This is a genomic window from Streptomyces sp. NBC_01707 (genome assembly GCF_041438805.1).
Lineage (GTDB): Bacteria > Actinomycetota > Actinomycetes > Streptomycetales > Streptomycetaceae > Streptomyces.
In genome coordinates this window covers 2,963,120-2,981,575 of the sequence record NZ_CP109190.1, presented here as the reverse complement: position 1 = coordinate 2,981,575, position 18,456 = coordinate 2,963,120, and the positions used below count along the sequence as shown (strand labels likewise).

The 18,456-nt window shown below is 70.9% G+C and carries 15 protein-coding genes and 1 riboswitch; of the genes, 12 read left to right on the top strand and 3 right to left on the bottom strand.

Going from position 1 to position 18,456, the window contains the following annotated elements; translation table 11 throughout:
• Positions 1-6: 6 nt before the first annotated feature.
• Complete coding sequence (locus OG963_RS13285) at positions 7-1,326, bottom strand: citrate synthase (protein ID WP_093777281.1); 1,320 nt, start codon at positions 1,324-1,326, stop codon at positions 7-9.
• Positions 1,327-1,437: 111 nt separating this feature from the next.
• Between OG963_RS13285 and OG963_RS13280 the strand changes: the two genes are divergently transcribed.
• Both OG963_RS13280 and OG963_RS13275 read left to right on the top strand, forming a co-directional pair.
• Positions 1,438-2,598 carry a citrate synthase/methylcitrate synthase gene (locus OG963_RS13280; protein WP_093777408.1) on the top strand — a complete coding sequence of 387 codons (1,161 nt, stop codon included), beginning with the start codon at positions 1,438-1,440 and terminating at the stop codon, positions 2,596-2,598.
• 23 nt (positions 2,599-2,621) lie between these two features.
• Entirely contained in the window at positions 2,622-3,755 is a 1,134-nt protein-coding gene (locus tag OG963_RS13275; protein ID WP_176902316.1) for a GTP-binding protein, read from the top strand.
• A gap of 44 nt (positions 3,756-3,799) precedes the next feature.
• Here the strand turns inward: OG963_RS13275 and OG963_RS13270 are convergent, their stop codons facing one another.
• Entirely contained in the window at positions 3,800-6,250 is a 2,451-nt protein-coding gene (locus OG963_RS13270) for a DNA topoisomerase (ATP-hydrolyzing) subunit A (RefSeq protein WP_030927209.1), read from the bottom strand.
• Positions 6,251-6,474: 224 nt separating this feature from the next.
• Here OG963_RS13270 and OG963_RS13265 point away from each other — a divergent pair, with 224 nt between their 5' ends.
• The 4 genes from OG963_RS13265 (at position 6,475) to OG963_RS13250 (ending at position 11,399) form a co-directional block, all read left to right on the top strand.
• Entirely contained in the window at positions 6,475-7,854 is a 1,380-nt protein-coding gene (locus tag OG963_RS13265; RefSeq protein WP_176902315.1) for a pitrilysin family protein, read from the top strand.
• Positions 7,855-7,880: 26 nt separating this feature from the next.
• A complete protein-coding gene (locus OG963_RS13260) occupies positions 7,881-9,263 on the top strand; it encodes a pitrilysin family protein (protein WP_030927213.1) in 1,383 nt (460 codons plus the stop codon).
• A gap of 205 nt (positions 9,264-9,468) precedes the next feature.
• A riboswitch (cyclic di-AMP (ydaO/yuaA leader) is annotated at positions 9,469-9,639 on the top strand.
• A gap of 12 nt (positions 9,640-9,651) precedes the next feature.
• The gene (locus tag OG963_RS13255) at positions 9,652-10,470 is read left to right on the top strand and encodes a M23 family metallopeptidase (RefSeq protein ID WP_371798937.1); all 819 of its coding nucleotides are present in this window, start codon (positions 9,652-9,654) and stop codon (positions 10,468-10,470) included.
• 212 nt (positions 10,471-10,682) lie between these two features.
• Positions 10,683-11,399, top strand: a complete 717-nt coding sequence (locus tag OG963_RS13250) for a GntR family transcriptional regulator (protein WP_093930902.1) — start codon at positions 10,683-10,685, stop codon at positions 11,397-11,399.
• A 205-nt stretch (positions 11,400-11,604) separates the two neighbouring features.
• Here OG963_RS13250 and OG963_RS13245 read toward each other — a convergent pair whose 3' ends face one another.
• Complete coding sequence (locus tag OG963_RS13245; protein WP_030927219.1) at positions 11,605-11,886, bottom strand: HPr family phosphocarrier protein; 282 nt, start codon at positions 11,884-11,886, stop codon at positions 11,605-11,607.
• Positions 11,887-12,060: 174 nt separating this feature from the next.
• Here OG963_RS13245 and OG963_RS13240 point away from each other — a divergent pair, with 174 nt between their 5' ends.
• From OG963_RS13240 to OG963_RS13215, 6 genes are all read left to right on the top strand, one after another.
• Entirely contained in the window at positions 12,061-15,015 is a 2,955-nt protein-coding gene (locus tag OG963_RS13240) for a GNAT family N-acetyltransferase (RefSeq protein ID WP_371798936.1), read from the top strand.
• A 76-nt stretch (positions 15,016-15,091) separates the two neighbouring features.
• Positions 15,092-15,700, top strand: a complete 609-nt coding sequence (locus tag OG963_RS13235; protein ID WP_371798935.1) for a DUF5998 family protein — start codon at positions 15,092-15,094, stop codon at positions 15,698-15,700.
• On the top strand, positions 15,700-16,887 hold the full coding sequence (locus OG963_RS13230) for an alkaline phosphatase family protein (RefSeq protein WP_093777271.1): 1,188 nt from the start codon (positions 15,700-15,702) through the stop codon (positions 16,885-16,887). Before OG963_RS13235 ends, OG963_RS13230 begins: the two co-directional genes overlap by 1 nt.
• A 54-nt stretch (positions 16,888-16,941) precedes the next feature.
• Positions 16,942-17,592 carry a thymidine kinase gene (locus OG963_RS13225; RefSeq protein WP_030927227.1) on the top strand — a complete coding sequence of 217 codons (651 nt, stop codon included), beginning with the start codon at positions 16,942-16,944 and terminating at the stop codon, positions 17,590-17,592.
• An 83-nt stretch (positions 17,593-17,675) separates the two neighbouring features.
• The gene (locus OG963_RS13220; RefSeq protein ID WP_199822933.1) at positions 17,676-17,999 is read left to right on the top strand and encodes a helix-turn-helix transcriptional regulator; all 324 of its coding nucleotides are present in this window, start codon (positions 17,676-17,678) and stop codon (positions 17,997-17,999) included.
• Complete coding sequence (locus OG963_RS13215) at positions 17,996-18,415, top strand: SRPBCC domain-containing protein (protein ID WP_093777269.1); 420 nt, start codon at positions 17,996-17,998, stop codon at positions 18,413-18,415. The genes OG963_RS13220 and OG963_RS13215 overlap by 4 nt, the downstream gene beginning before the upstream one ends.
• Positions 18,416-18,456: the final 41 nt, after the last annotated feature.

Below are 18,456 nucleotides of genomic sequence, written 5' to 3'. Positions count from 1 at the left end.
GCCCGTCTATTGCGGTCGGCCTCCTTGGGGGGAGGCCTGTCCCGGGGCAGGCAGTGACTGAGGTGGGCGAGGGCCTGCGTACTGGCCGCTGGGGCGCATCCGCAGCGGACGTTCCCCGTACTCCTCCAGCGCATGGGCGATCCAGCCCGCTGTACGGGACACCGCGAACACGGTCTCACCCGCCTCCGCCGACATGCCGGAGGCGACGGAGAGCACGGCCAGCGCCAGGTCGATGTTGGCGTGCAGTGGGGTGTGACGCGCGGTCGTGGTGACCACGTCGCGCGCCGCGGCCAGCGCGGGCGCCGCCTGCGGGACCTCCGCGAGCCTGGCGAACAGCGTCCGTGCGCGCGGATCCTCGGCGGTGTAGAGCCGGTGTCCGAGCCCCGGCACCTGACGGCCGGTACGGAGATGGTCCGCGACCACCGGGTTCGCACCGCCCCGCTCCAGGACCTCGGTCAGCATCCTGTGGGCGAGGCTGCTCGCGGCGCCGTGCAGGGGGCCCTCCAGGACGCCGAGGCCCGCGGAGACCACCGCGTACGGATGGGCGCGGGCGGATGCGGCGACCCGCGCGGCCAGTGTCGAGGCGGCCAGATCGTGGTCGATCAGCAGGCCGAGAGCCGTGTCGAGCGCGGCCAGTGAAGGCGCGTCGGCCGGTCGGGCGGTGAGTTTCGGCCACAGGCACTGGGCCAGCCCGGGTGGGTGCGAAGCGGCTTCGCCGTCAGCCGTCGCGGGTGCACCGACAGCGGTGGGCAACGCGCCGACCAGGATCGGGATCAGGCTCCGCGCGCTGCCGAGCACGGCCTCGCGCGAGAGGTCGAAGCGCAGCGGATCGACGGCTGCCGCAGCGACCACGGCGACCCGCAGCCGGTCCGTCGACCCGCTGTGCGCGGGCAGCGCGCCGACGGACCGGCGCGCCGCGGCCAGGGCCTCGGCAGGCGCGGTGAAGCGGATGCCGGGCCGGAGGTCGCCGGTCCACAGCCATTCGGCGATCTCTTCGTAGGAGTAGTGCGTGGTCAGCTCGGTCGCGTCGACACCCCGGAAGTAGTACCGGTCGGTCTCGATCAGCGTGATGCCGGTACGGAACACCAGGTCGCCGCCGGCCGGGGAGGGTTCCTTCCGGCCCGTACGCCGTACCAGTGCATCGACCTCCGCGGAGTCGAACGTACTGCCGCGACCGCCGGGGGCGCGCCTGCTGTTCAGCTGACCCCGGCTGACATACGCGTACACCGTCTCGGGCTTCACGCCCAGGCGCTCGGCCGTCTCGCGCGTCGTGAGCCGCTCCGCACGCGCGTCGGCGCGGTCGTCGGGTGCTGCTTGATCCGTCATGCTGCTCACCGTATCCATATTGATTCAATCAACATTGACAGGATGGGAGTCAAGCATAGACAGTCGAATCAATATTGATGGGCCTGCACAGTGAAGCTCGCGGAGGAAGACATGCCGACCATGACCAACGGAACCCCGCTCGACGTACCCCGAGGTCTCGCGGGTGTCGTCGTCACGGACACCGCCCTCGGAGACGTCCGGGGACGCGAGGGCTTCTACCACTACCGGCAGTACTCGGCGATCGAGCTCGCGCGGACCCGCAGCTTCGAGGACGTCTGGTACCTGATGTTCCACGGCGAGCTGCCCGGTCCGGCCGCCCGCGCCGAATTCGCCGCGCGCACCGCCGCCATGCGCCGACTGCCTCCGGAGGTACGGGCTGCCCTGCCGGCGATAGCCCGTGCGGGCGCGGTCTCCGGCCCGCTTGCCGGGCTGCGCACCGCACTGTCGCTGCTGGGCGCCTCGGCCGGCTTCCGCCCGGTGTACGACATCGACGGCGACCGGCGCCGCAGCGACGCGCTGGCTGCCTGCGCGGCCGTCCCCACCGTGCTGACCGCCCTGTACCGGCTCGGCCAGGGCCTCGAACCGGTAGAGCCGCGCGACGATCTGCCGTATGCCGCCAACTACCTCTACATGCTCACCGGTTCCGAGGCGGACGCATCGCGCGTGAGGGCCGTCGAGCAGTATCTGATCTCCACCGTCGACCACGGCTTCAACGCCTCGACCTTCACCGGCCGGGTCGTCGCCTCCACCGGCGCGGACATCGCCGCCTGCCTGGTGGCGGCCGTCGGCGCACTCTCCGGCCCGCTGCACGGCGGAGCTCCCAGCCGCGCGCTCGACACCCTGGACGCGATCGGCACCCCCGACCGCATCGACGGCTGGATCCGCGAGCGCGTGCTCGCGGGCGAGCGGATCATGGGCTTCGGCCACCCCGTGTACCGCACCGAGGACCCGCGCTCACGCATGCTGCGCGGGATCGCCCAGGGCTTCGGCAGCCCGCTCGTCGACCTCGCCGTCGAGGTGGAGCGTCAGGTCGAGGCGATCCTCGCCGAGCTCAAGCCGGGGCGTGAGCTGCACACCAACGTGGAGTTCTACGCCGGGGTCGTCATGGAGCTGTGCGGGCTGCCGCGCGAGATGTTCACGCCGACCTTCTGCGCGGCGCGAGTGGTCGGCTGGAGCGCCAATATCCTGGAGCAGGCGGAAGACTCCAAGATCATCCGTCCGGCGGCCCGCTATGTCGGTCCGACCCCGCCCCAGCCGGTCCCGGCGCCCTGACGTATCCCCGAGGAAGGCCCCCGTTGAACCCGTCGTCCCCGCCCCGTAAGCAGCACATCCCGGTCATCGTCCTGGCCGGGTTCCTGGGATCCGGCAAGACGACTCTGCTCAACCATCTCCTGCGCCACCGTGCGGGAAACAGGATCGGCGTGATCGTCAACGATTTCGGCTCCATCGAGATCGATGCGATGACGGTCTCGGGCCAGGTCGGTTCGACCGTCTCGCTCGGCAACGGATGCCTGTGCTGTGCCGTCGACGTGAGCGAACTCGACACCTTCCTGGAGACGCTCACGCGGCCCGCCGCCCGCCTCGATGTGATCGTCATCGAGGCGAGCGGACTCGCCGAACCCCAGGAGCTCATAAGGATGCTGCTGGCCAGCGACAACCCGCACATCGTGTACGGCGGACTGGTCGAGGTCGTCGACGCCGCCGAATTCGACGACACCCGGGGGCGTCATCCGGAGATCGACCGCCATCTCGGCGTCGCCGATCTGGTCGTGCTGAACAAGACCGACCGGATCGAGGACGAGGAACGGAGCCGTATCCGCAAGGCCATCGCGGCGACCGGCAGCGGGGCGGCCGTCATCTCCGCCACGTACGGACGCATCGATCCGGAGCTGCTCTTCGACCCGGCGCTGCGGCCGGACGGTGAGGAGAGGATGCGTCAGCTCACCTTCGAGGATCTCCTGCTGGAGGAGGGGGCGGAAGGGAGCGCCGAGGCACACGCGGGGCACCTGCACGCCGCGTACGAGAGTGTCTCCTTCACCTCCGACGTGCCCATGAACCCACGCCGACTGATGGCGTTCCTCGACTCCCGGCCCGAGGGCCTCTACCGGATCAAGGGGTTCGTCGACTTCGGCGCGGGCGACCGTGGGAACACATACGCGCTGCATGCCGTCGGCAGATTCCTGCGCTTCGGCCCCCGGCCCTGGAAGCGCGACGAACCGCGTCTCACGCAGCTCGTACTGATCGGCTCCGGCATCGACCCGGGCACCCTGCACAGGGAGCTGGCCACCTGCCGCGAAAACGCCTCCCCTGAGCCGCCGGACAACGCTCCGCACGCTGCAATCTCCCCGGACACGCCGCAGGACGCCGCACATGAGCAGAGCATGTGGGGCGTCCTGCGGTACGTACAACAGCCGGTCGACGACGCGTAGCCCATCGGCCCGCCACCGCCCGGCCGCCGGGGCCGGGCGGCCGGCTACGCCGGTCCGGCGATCACCGCGACCGGCTTGGCCAGCGGCGTACCCGAACCGTCGCGCCGCGGATCCGGCTCCGGCAGCTCCGTCGGAGTGCCGTTCTTGAGCGCCGCCCGCGCCGGCATCGCACCAGCCCAGGCGAACACCAGGACGTCCTCGCCCTTGAGGAACCGCTGACAGCGCACCCCACCGGTGGCCCGGCCCTTGCGCGGATACTGGTCGAACGGGGTGAGCTTCGCCGTCAGCACCGAGTCGTCCAGCGTGCCGTGCGAGCCCGCCACCGTGAACACCATCGCGTCGACCGCCGGATCCACCGCGGCGAACGAGAGCACCTCGGCGCCCGCCGCCAGCTTCACCCCCGCCATACCGCCGGCCGCCCGGCCCTGCGGTCGCACCTGCGCCGCGGGGTAACGCAGCAGCTGCGCGTCGGACGTGATGAAGACCAGGTCCTCCTCACCGGTACGCAGTTCGGCGGCGCCGACGATCCGGTCACCCTCCTTGAGGGTGATGACCTCCAACTCGTCCTTGTTGGCCGGGTAGTCCGGCACCACCCGCTTGACGACCCCCTGCAGGGTGCCGATCGCCAGACCGGGGGAGGACTCGTCGAGCGTGGTGAGGCAGACGACTTCCTCGTCGTTCTCCAGCGTGAGGAACTCCGAGACCATCGCGCCACCCGAGAGATTGGGCGCCGCGTGCGTGTCCGGGAGCTGCGGCAGATCGATCACCGCGAGCCGCAGCAACCGCCCGGTGGACGTCACCACACCCACATCGCCGCGCGCCGTCGCCGGGACGGCCGACACGATCACATCGTGCTTGGCCCGCTTGGCGTCCTCGTCGAACGCGATCGGGTCGCCGGTGGCCGTACGGGCCAGCAGACCGGTCGAGGAGAGCAGCACCCGGCACGGGTCGTCCGCGACCTCCAGCGGTACCGCAGCGACCTGCGCACCGGCCGACTCCAGCAGCACCGTACGCCGGTCGGTGCCGAACTTCTTGGCGACCGCGGCCAGTTCGGTGGAGACCAGCTTGCGCAGCTCGGCGTCCGATTCGAGGATCGCGGTCAGCTCGTCGATCTCGGTGTTGAGCCGGTCCCGCTCGCTCTCCAGCTCGATCCGGTCGAACCGGGTGAGCCGGCGCAGCGGGGTGTCCAGGATGTACTGCGTCTGGATCTCGCTCAGCGAGAAGTGCTCGATGAGCCGCTCCTTCGCCTGCGCCGAATTGTCACTGGAGCGGATGAGCCGGATGACCTCGTCGATGTCGATCAGCGCGACGAGCAGACCCTCGACCAGATGGAGCCGGTCGCGACGCTTGGTCCGGCGGAACTCGCTGCGGCGTCGTACCACGTCGAAGCGGTGGTCGAGATAGACCTCGAGGAGCTCCTTGAGGCCCAGCGTGAGCGGCTGCCCGTCGACCAGCGCCACATTGTTGATGCCGAAGGACTCCTCCATCGGCGTCAGCTTGTAGAGCTGCTCCAGAACGGCCTCGGGCACGAAGCCGTTCTTGACCTCGATGACCAGGCGCAGGCCGTGCTCGCGGTCGGTGAGGTCCTTGACGTCCGCGATGCCCTGGAGCTTCTTCGCCGAGACCAGGTCCTTGATCTTGGCGATCACCTTCTCGGGGCCGACGGTGAACGGCAGTTCGGTGACGACCAGACCCTTGCGGCGCGCCGTGGCGTTCTCCACGGAGACGGTCGCACGGATCTTGAACGTGCCGCGGCCGGCCGCGTACGCGTCCTTGATGCCGCCGAGGCCCACGATCCGGCCGCCGGTCGGCAGGTCCGGACCGGGAACGAACCGCATCAGGGTGTCCAGGTCCGCACCCGGATGTTTGATCAGATGGCGGGCGGCGGCGATGACCTCGCCCAGGTTGTGCGGCGGCATGTTGGTCGCCATGCCGACCGCGATCCCGGACGAGCCGTTGACCAGGAGGTTCGGATACGCGGCCGGGAGGACGACCGGCTCCTGCTCCTGGCCGTCGTAGTTCGACTGGAATCCGACGGTGTCCTCGTCGATCGACTCCGTCATCAGCGACGTGGCGTCGGCCATCCGGCACTCGGTGTACCGCATGGCGGCAGGCGGGTCGTCGTTTCCGAGCGAGCCGAAGTTGCCGTGTCCGTCGACGAGGGGGAGCCGCATCGAGAACGGCTGCGCCATCCGCACCAGCGCGTCGTAGATCGACGCGTCGCCGTGCGGGTGCAACTTGCCCATGACCTCGCCGACCACGCGGGCACACTTCACATAGCCGCGGTCGGGGCGCAGCCCCATTTCGTTCATCTGGTACACGATGCGGCGGTGCACCGGCTTCATGCCGTCGCGGGCGTCCGGCAGGGCCCGTGAGTAGATCACCGAGTACGCGTACTCGAGGAAGGAGCCCTGCATTTCGTCGACGACGTCGATGTCGAGGATCTTCTCCTCGAAGTCGTCCGGCGGCGGGGTCTTCGTACTGCGGCGGGCCATCGCTGCTGCGACTCCTTCACAGATCTGTTCGGGCAACCTCTGGTTCTGACGCGGACCATTGTGGACCGCCGCACTGACAACCCCGACCTCGACCCGTCTCTAGGGGCCGTCCGGCGCTGTTTCACGCGAACTTCCACGGCACGGGAACTTCGCCAGGTGTCGGTCCGCTTGCTTACAGTGGCAGGTCTCGCAGGAAATCCAGTATCGCGATCGAAGGGACGTACATGCCCATGGGTCACACGGCCACAGCCCAGGCCGGCTCCGGCGGCTTGACAGCGACCGAGCACCGTCTGGCCAACGGCCTGCGCGTGGTGCTCTCCGAGGACCATCTGACCCCGGTCGCCGCGGTGTGCCTCTGGTACGACGTCGGTTCGCGCCACGAGGTCAAGGGGCGCACGGGTCTGGCTCACCTCTTCGAGCACCTGATGTTCCAGGGTTCCGGACAGGTCAAGGGGAACGGACACTTCGAACTGGTGCAGGGGGCCGGCGGCTCCCTCAACGGGACCACCAGCTTCGAACGCACCAACTACTTCGAGACGATGCCCACGCACCAGCTGGAGCTGGCCCTGTGGCTCGAGGCCGACCGGATGGGCTCACTGCTCGCCGCGCTCGACGACGAGTCCATGGAGAACCAGCGGGACGTCGTCAAGAACGAGCGCCGTCAGCGCTACGACAACGTGCCGTACGGCACGGCGTTCGAGAAGCTGACCGCCCTCGTCTACCCGGAGGGCCACCCGTACCACCACACCCCGATCGGCTCGATGGCCGACCTGGACGCCGCGACGCTGGAGGACGCACGCACCTTCTTCCGTACGTACTACGCGCCCAACAACGCGGTGCTGTCCGTCGTCGGCGACATCGACTCCGAGCAGACGCTCGCCTGGATCGAGAAGTACTTCGGCTCCATCCCGTCCCACGACGGCAAGCAGCCGCCGCGCGACGGCGCGCTCCCCGATGTCATCGGCGAGCAGTTGCGTGAAGAGGTCCGTGAGGAGGTCCCGGCGCGGGCGCTGATGGCCGCCTACCGGCTGCCGCACGACGGCACCCGGGAGTGCGACGCCGCCGACCTCGCGCTGACCGTGCTGGGCGGTGGCGAGTCCTCCCGGCTGCACAACCGCCTGGTCCGCCGCGACCGGACGGCCGTCGCGGCCGGATTCGGGCTGCTGCGGCTCGCCGGTGCGCCCTCGCTCGGCTGGCTGGACGTGAAGACGTCCGGCGGGGTCGAGGTGGCGCAGATCGAGGCCGCGGTCGACGAGGAGCTGGCCCGGTTCGCGGCCGAGGGTCCGACACCAGAGGAAATGGAGCGCGCCCAGGCCCAGTTGGAGCGCGAGTGGCTGGACCGGCTCGGTACGGTCGCGGGCCGCGCCGACGAACTGTGCCGGTTCGCCGTGCTGTTCGGCGACCCGCAGCTCGCCCTGACCGCCGTCCAGCGGGTGCTCGACGTCACCGCGGAGGAGGTCCAGGCGGCTGCCAGGGCCCAGCTTCACCCCGACAACCGGGCGGTACTCGTCTACGAGCCGGTCGAGCCGGCCGAGTCCACCGACGGGGCGGCCGCCGACGAGACGGACGCCGACACCGACGCGCACGAAGGGGCGGACAAGTGACCGACGCTGCCGCGACTGGAGTATCGATGGAGTACCACCCGCAGCCGGCCCCGGGCACGGCCAGGCCCTGGGCCTTCCCCGCCCCCGAGCGCGGCGCCCTGCCCAACGGGCTCACGGTGCTGCGCTGCCACCGCCCCGGCCAGCAGGTCATCGCGGTCGAGATCTACCTCGTCGCCCCGCTGGACGCCGAACCCGAGGGCCTCGACGGTGTGGCCACGATCATGGCGCGGGCGCTGTCCGAAGGCACCGACAAGCACTCCGCGGAGGAGTTCGCAGCCGAGCTGGAGCGCTGCGGGGCCACTCTCGACGCGCACGCCGACCACCCCGGCGTCCGGGTCTCCCTCGAGGTCCCGGTCTCCCGGCTGGCCAAGGCGCTCGGTCTGGTCGCCGAGGCGCTGCGGGCACCCGCGTTCTCCGACAGCGAGATCGAGCGGCTGGTACGCAACCGGCTCGACGAGATCCCGCACGAGCAGGCCAACCCCGCCCGCCGCGCCGCAAAGCAGCTCTCCAAGGAGCTCTTCCCGGCCACCGCGCGGATGTCGCGCCCGCGCCAGGGCACCGAGGAGACGGTGGAGCGGATCGACTCCGCGGCCGTCCGCAGCTTCTACGAGGCGCATGTGCGCCCGTCCACCGCGACCGCCGTGGTCGTCGGTGACCTCACGGGCATCGATCTGGAGGCGTTGCTCGCCGACACCGTGGGCGACTGGTCCGGGAACAGTGCCGAGCACCGGCCGGCCCCGCCGATCACCGCCGACGACACCGGCCGGGTGGTCATCGTCGACCGTCCCGGAGCCGTGCAGACCCAGCTGCTGATCGGCCGGATCGGCGCCGACCGGCACGACAGCGTGTGGCCGGCCCAGGTCCTCGGCACGTACTGCCTGGGCGGCACGCTCACCTCCCGGCTGGACCGGGTGCTGCGTGAGGAGAAGGGCTACACGTACGGCGTGCGGGCCTTCGCGCAGGTCCTGCGGTCGTCGGCGCCGGACTCCGCCTCCGGGGCGACGGGCGCCGCGATGCTGGCCATCAGCGGTTCGGTGGACACGGAGTCCACCGGACCGGCGCTCGGCGACCTGTGGACGGTCCTCCGGACGCTGGCGGCCGAGGGCCTGACCGACGCCGAGCGCGAGACGGCGGTGCAGAACCTCGTGGGTGTCGCCCCGCTGAAGTTCGAGACGGCGGCCTCGGTCGCGGGCACGCTCGCCGACCAGGTCGAGCAGCATCTCCCGGACGACTACCAGGCGCAGCTGTACGCCCGTCTCGCCGAGACCGGCACGGTCGAGGCGACCGCGGCGGTGGTCAGCGCCTTCCCGGTGGACCGTCTGGTCACGATCCTCGTCGGCGACGCCGCGCAGATCGAGGAGCCGGTCCGGGCGCTGGGCATCGGTGAGGTGTCGGTCGTCACCGGCTGACGAATCGGATAGCCCATAGCGAGACAGAGGGAGACCCCGCGAGCCGATTCTCGCCGGGGTCTTCCCCTTTGTCCGTATTGCCCGATAACTGCCTGTGTGCCCTGTGGGATGTGCTACAAAGCGCCCTGTCCGTTTGGTGAATGAAAGTCCCCCCGCTTAGCGTCGGCAGCGCTGTCCGTCACCCGTATGCCGCATCCGCGGCGCCGGGCAGCTATCGCCGAGTCCCCGTCAGGCGCGAGCCTGGGGAGCCGGGGACCCACGCAGTCCCTGGGGTGAATCGGATGCCTGCGCGCCTCTTCAGGGGCCCGCGGATCCGTAGGAGACCTTCCTGCTCCGAACCCGTCAGCTAACCCGGTAGGCGAGAAGGAAGGAAAGGACCAGCCACCTCATGGCGTTCACCCGCCCCACCGGGAAGCACCGTGCCCCGAACCGTCTGACGCGCAAGAGCGCGCAGGTAACCGGCATCGCAGCTCTGGCCACCACCGGCGTCATCGGTGGGCTGGCCTCTCCGGCGCTCGCCGCCGGCACCGAAGCCCCCTCCGTCAGCGAGACCGGCCTGAACCAGGTCATCGCCATCGAGGGCACCCTCGCCGAGCAGGTGGCCACCCAGGCCGACGTGCAGAAGCACCAGGCCGAGGTCGCCGCCAAGGTGAAGGCTGCCGCGAAGGCGAAGGCCGATGCCAAGGCGAAGGCCGAAGCGAACGCCAAGGCCGCAGCCAAGGCCAAGGCCGAAGCCCGCGCGAAGGCGGCCCGTGAGATGAAGGCGCGCGCCGCCCGTTCCGCCGAGCGCACCCGCCTCGGTGCCTTCCAGCTCCCGGTCGCCGGTTCGTACGTCACCACCGGCTACAAGTCCAGTGGCTCCCTCTGGTCCTCCGGCCGCCACTCGGGCATCGACTTCCATGCCGCCTCCGGCAGCTCCGTCGTCGCCGTCGGCGCCGGCACGGTCGTCGAGGCCGGCTGGGGCGGCGCGTACGGCAACAACATCGTGCTCCGGATGACGGACGGCACGTACACCCAGTACGGCCATCTGTCGTCGATCGGTGTGTCGGTCGGCCAGAGCGTCGGCGCGGGCCAGCGGATCGGTTTCTCCGGCTCGACCGGCAACTCCACCGGACCGCACCTCCACTTCGAGGCCCGGACCACGCCGTCGTACGGCTCCGACATGGACCCCGTCGCGTACCTGCGCGCCCACGGCGTCACCGTCTGACCGACGCGGCACCGCCGAAGGCCCCGGCTTCCCGCCGGGGCCTTCGGCGTACCCGCACCGGCCCCCGCCGGAGACGCTCGCCGAACCGTCTTCGGACCAAAAGATATTCATGGATTTCGACCCGGCGTCGGAAATGCAGCCGCATTGCAATAGAGTCACAGAACAGGCGTCGATCGGCCGCGTTTCGCGGGGATTAAGGCGGAGGTTCGGACATGCGCATTCCGGCGCATTCGGTATGCACGGCAATCCGTGACGACATCGTCTCCGGTGTCTTCGAACGCGGCAGCAGACTCACCGAGGAACTGCTCGCACGCCGTTACGGGGTCTCCCGGGTCCCGGTACGGGAAGCGCTGCGCACCCTGGAGTCCGAGGGTTTCGTGGTCACCCGCCGGCACGCCGGCGCCTGTGTCGCCGAGCCCACCGAGCAGGAGGCCGCCGACCTGCTGGAGGTCCGGATGCTGCTGGAGCCACTGGGTGCGGCCCGTGCCGCGCAGCGCCGCACCGAGGCGCACCTCAAGGTTCTCCGTGGCCTGGTCAGGCTCGGTCAGGAGCGGGCCAGACGGGGTGAGGGCGAGGATCTGCGCTCGCTGGGCGGCTGGTTCCACGAAACGCTCGCCCAGGCCTCCGGCAGCCCCGGGCTCATCGCACTGCTGACCCAGCTCCGGCACAAGATCGCCTGGATGTACGCGGTCGAGCAGCCGGCCCGCCCCACCGATTCCTGGGCCGAGCACGGGGCCATCGTGGACGCGGTCGCGCGCGGTGACGCGGAACGGGCCAGGGCGCTGGCCGCTCAGCACGCCGAGCGCGCCACCGCCGCGCACCGGCTGCGGCGCGCGGACCGCATCCCCGGCCGGGACGCCGCCCCGCCGCGGCCCGGCCGGGTGAGAACTTCGCAACATGTCGTAAACACCGCGAGCGGCCGTCATTAACACATGCGCCGTATACAAAGAGATGCAATTCGGCGGGGCTTTGTTTCGGCTGCCCGAATTCACTCCGGAAATCTCGGAAACCGACTCGGGAGCGGACCGGTGATCGGCGCGACTCGCGAAAACGAAAGAGCCGCGGCTCCGGTCGACGGTGCCGCGGCTCTGCCGCAGAAATGCGTCCGGCTCGAACGGCCGGCGAGGTCCTGAATCAGACGGTCTCCGGGAGCTCGTCGAGCCCCTCCGCGACCAGCCTCGCCAGCCGGTCGAGTGCGGCCTCGGAGTCGTCCGCCTCGGAGGAGAGCACGATCTCCTCGCCGCCCTGCGCGCCGAGGCCGAGCACCGCGAGCATCGAAGCGGCGTTCACCGGGCTGCCGTCGGCCTTGGAGACCGTCACGGGGACGCCCGACGCCGTGGCGGCACGGACGAAGATGGAAGCGGGGCGGGCGTGCAGGCCCTCGGTCCAACCGACATTGACGCGGCGCTCAGCCATGGTTCTGCCCTTCACGAATCAATGGTTGTCTAGACCAGTCTCTCATGTGGTGCGCGATGTCCCGCCCGACCCGCGACCCGGTGCCGCAGCCCGTGCCGCAAGGCCGATCGGCCCTCTCAGACTGCCCCGGCCCCGAGCCGTACGCGACCGCTGACCGAGCCGTAGGCTTTGGCCATGCAGCCCACGCCGGAGCAGAGTCCGCATCACGCGTACCCCGACCACTGGGAAGCGGACGTCGTGCTCCGCGACGGTGGCACGGCCCGGATCAGGCCCATCACCACGGACGACGCCGAGCGGCTGGTCAGCTTCTACGAGCAGGTTTCTGACGAGTCGAAGTACTACCGGTTCTTCGCCCCTTATCCGCGGCTCTCCGCCAAGGACGTGCACCGCTTCACCCATCACGACTACGTCGACCGGGTGGGTCTCGCCGTCACGGTCGGCGGCGAGTTCATCGCCACCGTCCGCTACGACCGGATCGACGCGACCGGCCGGCCGGCCTCCGCCCCCGCCGACGAGGCCGAGGTCGCCTTCCTCGTCCAGGACGCCCACCAGGGCCGTGGCGTGGCGTCGGCGCTGCTGGAGCACATCGCCGCAGTGGCCCGCGAGCGCGGCATCCGGCGCTTCGCCGCCGAGGTGCTGCCCGCCAACAACAAGATGATCAAGGTGTTCCGGGACGCCGGATACACCCAGCAGCGCAGCTTCGAGGACGGCTCCGTCCACCTCACCCTCGACCTCGAACCGACTGCCGAGTCCCTCGCCGTCCAGCGCGCCCGTGAGCAGCGGGCGGAGGCGCGGTCGGTCCAGCGGCTGATCGCGCCGGGTTCGGTCGCCGTCATCGGCACCGGCCGTAACCCCGGCGGAGTGGGCCGCACGGTCCTGCGCAACCTCCTCGCTGCCGGATTCACCGGCCGCACGTACGCGGTGAACAGCGCGTTCGCCGCGGACCAGGACACGATCGACGGTGTTCCCGCGCACCGCTCCATCGGCGGGATCAGCGAACCGGTCGACCTCGCGGTCGTCGCCGTGCCCGCCGACCGGGTCCCGGAGGCCGTGACCGACTGCGGCGAGCACGGCGTCCAGGGCCTGGTCGTCCTCTCCGCCGGATACGCCGAGTGGGGGGCCGAAGGCAGGGAACGGCAACGCGAACTGGTGCGCCAGGCCCGCTCGTACGGCATGCGCATCATCGGTCCGAACGCCTTCGGCGTCATCAACAACTCCGACGCCGTACGGCTGAACGCCTCACTCGCCCCCGAATCGCCCGCGCCCGGACGCATCGGCCTGTTCACGCAGTCCGGCGCCATCGGCATCGCGTTGCTCTCCGGGCTCTACCGGCGTGGCGCCGGCCTGTCCACCTTCATCTCCGCGGGCAACCGCGCCGACATCTCGGGCAACGACTTCCTGCAGTACTGGTACGAGGACCCGGACACCGACGTCGCCCTGCTGTACCTCGAATCGATCGGCAATCCGCGCAAGTTCACCCGCCTCGCCCGACGCACCGCGGCGACGAAGCCCGTGGTCGTGGTGAAGGGCGCCCGGCACAGCGGCAGCACCCCACCGGGCCATGCGGTACCGGTCAGCCGGATCCCGGACGCGACGGTCTCCGCGCTCATGCGGCAGGCGGGCGTGATCCGCGTCGACACGGTGACGGAGATGGTCGACGCGGGCCTGCTCCTCGCCGACCAGCCCCTCCCGGCGGGTCCGCGGATCGCCATTCTCGGCAACTCCGAGTCCCTCGGCCTCCTCACGTACGACGCCTGCCTCGCCGAGGGGCTGCGCCCGAGGCCGCCCCGCGACCTCACCACGGCGGCCACCCCGCAGGACTTCCGGGACGCGCTGGCCGAGGCGCTCGCCGACAGCAACTGCGACGCGGTGGTCGTGACGGCGATCCCCTGGGTGGGGGAGAACGGCGAAGCGGAATCGGGTGAGGGCGAGGTCCTGGCGGCCGCCCTGCGCACCGCCGCGGCCACCGGTCCGGCCAAGCCGGTGGCCGTGGTCCATGTGGAGATCGGCGGCCTGGCCGAAGCGCTCGCCGCCGCCACGAGCACGGCCGCGGTGCCACCGGTGGCTCGTGCGTCCGCGCCGGCTGCCCCGGACGCTTCGGCTGCGCCGGCCCCTCGAACCGCCCCGCCGACCGCCCAGGCCGCGCCGCCGGCCGCCAGGACCGGGCCGTCCGTGTCGACCACCCCCGGCGACAGCCCCACGCAGCAGCGGTCCGACACGGACCCGGGCGACACCCCCGCCGTCCCCGTCCTCGGCCGGATCCCCGCCTACCCGGCGGCCGAGCGTGCCGTGCGCGCTCTGGCCGAGGCCGTGAAGTACGCCCAATGGCGGCGGCAGGCCGCCGTACCCGGGAAGGTGCCCGAGTTCCTCGACGACACCATCGACGAGGCAGGCGCCGCCGCGCGTATCGACGCGCTCCTCGGGTCCGACCCCGACCCGCGCGGCCGCTCGCTCGGTCACGACGAGGCGTGCGAGCTCCTGGGCCGCTACGGCATCACCGTACGACCGACGCTCCCGGCCCCCGACCCGGACGCCGCCGTCGCGGCGGCGGCCCGGCTCGGCTATCCGGTCGCGCTCAAGACCACCGCACCCCACCTGCGTCACCGCGCAGACCTCGGCGGCGTCCGGCTGGACCTTGCCAACGAGGCCGCGCTGCGCCGGGCCTACGGCGAGCTGACCGACCTGCTCGGCAAGCCCACCGAGCTCCAGCCCGTCGTCCAGTCCATGGCACCGCGCGGGGTGGACACCGTCGTACGGGCCACGATCGACCCGGCCGCGGGTGCCGTCCTCTCCTTCGGGCTGGCCGGCGCGCCCTCCGAACTTCTCGGCGACACCGCCCACCGCCTCGTGCCGGCCACCGACCGCGACGCAGCCGAGCTGATCCGGTCCATTCGGGCGGCGCCGGTCCTCTTCGGCTGGCGTGGCTCGGCGCCCGTCGACTCCGCGGCGCTCGAGGAGCTGCTGCTGCGGGTGTCCCGGCTCGTCGACGACCACCCCGAGGTGGTGTCCGTCGCACTGGAGCCGGTCGTGGTCGCCACCCAGGGCCTGACCGTGCTCGGGGCGAGCGTCCGGCTGGCGCCGTCGCTCGCCCGCACCGACCTGGGACCTCGTCGCCTTCCCAACTACTGAAGCCACCGGCCGCCCGGCCCCTGGCCCTTTCGCGCAGCGTCCCCGGCAGCCATTCACCCCCCGTAGGATGGTGCGTATGGCGAAGACCGGTACGACGACCCAGGGGCTGCGCGCGGCGATCGAGCGCAGCGGCTACTACCCGGCCCTTGTGGCCGAGGCGGTGGAGGCCGCCGTCGGCGGTGAGCCGGTCGCGTCGTACCTGGTGCACCAGGAGACCACTTTCGACTCCAGCGAGGTGCGCAGGCACGTCACGGTCCTGGTTCTGACCGACAACCGTTTCATCGTCAGCCACACGGACGAGCAGAACGCCGACACCAGCTCCCCGTCGCCGTACGCCACCACCTCCACCGAGTCGGTCAAGCTCGACCGGATCTCGTCGGTCGTCGTCAGCCGTGTCGTGGCCAACCCCGAGAAGTACGTGCCGGGGACGCTGCCCCGTGAGGTCGTTCTCACCATCGGCTGGGGTGCGGTCTCCCGGATCGACCTGGAGCCCGCCGCCTGCGGCGACCCCAACTGCGAGGCGGACCACGGCTACACCGGCAGCTCCACCGCCGACGACCTGAGTCTGCGCGTCAGCGAGGCCGGCGACGGCCCCGACACGGTGCGCCAGACGCTCGCCTTCGCCCAGTCGCTCTCCGAGGCGACGGCCGCGGCTGCGACCGCGACCGCGGCGACCGGCCGCTGATGGCCCATCCGGCCTGGCAGGACCCCGTCCTGCTCCCCCTCGACACGGCGCCCGTCCCCGAGTACGGCAGTGGCTCGCTCGCCGATCTGCTGCCGACGCTCGTCGCCGGACAGGGCGTGCCCGGCTTCACGGCGGCGATCCCCGAGCTCACCCCCGCCGACCGGAACTGCGTCTTCCTGATAGACGGTCTGGGCTGGGAGCAGATCAAGTCCCACCCGGACGAGGCCCCGTATCTGCACTCGCTGCTCCCCACGTCGCGTGGGGGCACCGGCCGTCCGATCACGGCGGGCTTCCCGGCCACCACGGCGACCTCGCTCGCCTCGGTCGGTACGGGGCTGCCGCCCGGCGCACACGGCCTTCCCGGCTACACCGCCCGCAATCCGGAGACCGGCGAGCTGATGAACCAGCTCCGCTGGAAGCCCTGGACCCCGCCGGAGGTCTGGCAGCCGTACCCCACCGTCTTCCGCCTCGCGGACGAGGCGGGCGTGCAGACCGCGCAGGTCTCCGCGCCGACCTTCCAGCACACTCCGCTCACCAAGATCGCGCTGAGCGGTGGCATGTTCCACGGCAGGCTCACGGGCGAGGAGCGGATGGACCTGGCCGCGGACCGGCTCGCCGCCGGTGACCGGTCGCTCGTCTACACGTACTACAGCGAGATCGACGGCAAGGGGCACCGCTTCGGCGTCGACTCCGACGCCTGGCGCGGCCAGCTGATGTATGTGGACGGTCTCGTGCAGCGCCTCGCCGAACAGTTGCCACCCCGCTCCGCCCTGTACGTCACCGCGGACCACGGCATGATCGACATCCCGTTCGACGAGCAGTCCAGGATCGACTTCGACGAGGACTGGGAGCTGCGCGCGGGCGTCGCCCTGCTCGGCGGCGAGGGCCGGGCCCGTCATGTGTATGCCGTGCCGGGCGCCGAGGCCGATGTGCTGACCGTCTGGCAGGAAGTGCTCGGCGAACAGTTCTGGGTGGCGAGCCGGGACGAGGCGATCGCGGCCGGCTGGTTCGGCCCGCAGGTCGACGAGCGGGTGTACGGCCGGATCGGCGATGTGGTCGCGGCCGCCCACGACGACGTCGTGGTCACCGCCTCCGTCCAGGAGCCGAACGAGTCCGCGATGGTCGGCATGCACGGCTCGATGACCCCCGTCGAACAGCTCGTTCCGCTCCTCGAAGTGCGTTCTTGACCTGCTCGTCCTGCTCGCCCCACCCCGTTCGAATCGAAAGGTGCTCAACCCCTCATGCCCGAGCTTGTGTTCTTCTCCGGAACGATGGACTGCGGAAAGAGCACGCTGGCGCTGCAGATCGGCCACAACCGGTCGGCCCGCGGTCTGCAAGGTGTGATCTTCACCCGTGACGACCGGGCGGGGGAGGGCAAGCTCTCGTCGCGGCTGGGGCTGGTCACGGAGGCCGTCGAGGCCGACGAGGACATGGATGTGTACGCGCATCTCGTCGACCACATCACCCGCGGCGGCAGGGCGGACTACGTGATCGTCGACGAGGCCCAGTTCCTCGCCCCCGCACAGATCGATCAGCTGGCGCGGGTCGTCGACGACCTCGGTCTGGACGTTTTCGCGTTCGGGATCACCACCGACTTCCGCACCAAGTTGTTCCCAGGGTCCCAGCGCCTCATCGAGCTGGCCGACCGGGTCGAGACCCTCCAGGTCGAAGCGCTCTGCTGGTGCGGTGCACGGGCCACGCACAACGCCCGCACCGTGGGCGGCGAGATGGTCGTCGAAGGCGCCCAGGTCGTCGTGGGGGATGTCAACCAGCTGGCGGGCGAGGTGGGTTACGAGGTGCTGTGCAGGCGCCACCACCAGCGCAGGATGACCAGCGCGAGGGCCCGTGCGAGCGCTCTGTCGCCGGATGTCCTCCCGGTCACGCCCGGCTGAACCGCCGCTGCGGACCGCAGGGCCACCGCCCGCTGCCTGTCTCGTTTTCGCCCGCTTGACGTGTCGGAGTTTTCCGACGCATCATGGTGGGCATGGCGGCAGCAGATGTGTTCAGCGCTCTGGCCAGCCCGGTGCGACGCACGCTCCTGGAGGCTCTCCGTGAGGGCCCGCGCGCGGCGGGAGATCTCGCCGGCGCGTTCGAGCTGAGCAGGCCCGCGGTCTCCGAGCACCTGGCGGTGCTCAGAGGTGCGGGGCTGGTGCGTGAGGAACCGCGGGGGCGGTACCGCTACTACCACCTGGAAGCAGCCCCACTGGCCGAGGCCGTCGAGTGGCTGCATCCCTTCGAACGCTACTGGCGGGCCCGGATGGGCGCGCTCAGCGACCTGATCGACGAGGAGAACCGATGACCGGAGCAGAGCCGTCCGTCATTCATTGCGATCAATTCATCGCCCATCCGCCGGCGGCGGTCTGGCGGGCGCTGACCGACCCCGAACTGCACGCGCGGTGGTGGGCCGCCGGTGATGTGCGGCCGGTCGTGGGGCACCGCTTCACCCTGGACATGGGCCCCTGGGGACAGCAGGCGTGCGAGGTGCTCGCCGTCGAGCCGGAGCGCCTCCTGCGCTACAGCTTTGCCCCCGATTCGCTGGACACCACGATCACCTGGCGGCTTGAAGCCGAGGGGACGGGTACCCGGCTGTTCCTGGAACACGCCGGGTTCGACCTCGACTCGCCTCTGGGCAAGACGGCGTTCCACGGCATGGGCGAAGGGTGGCCGGGCCTCCTGCAGCGCATCGAACCGGCGCTCGCCGCCGGGGACCGGTAAGAGTTCGCACGAAGGGAAGAGGTCCCGGACGGCGTGGCGAT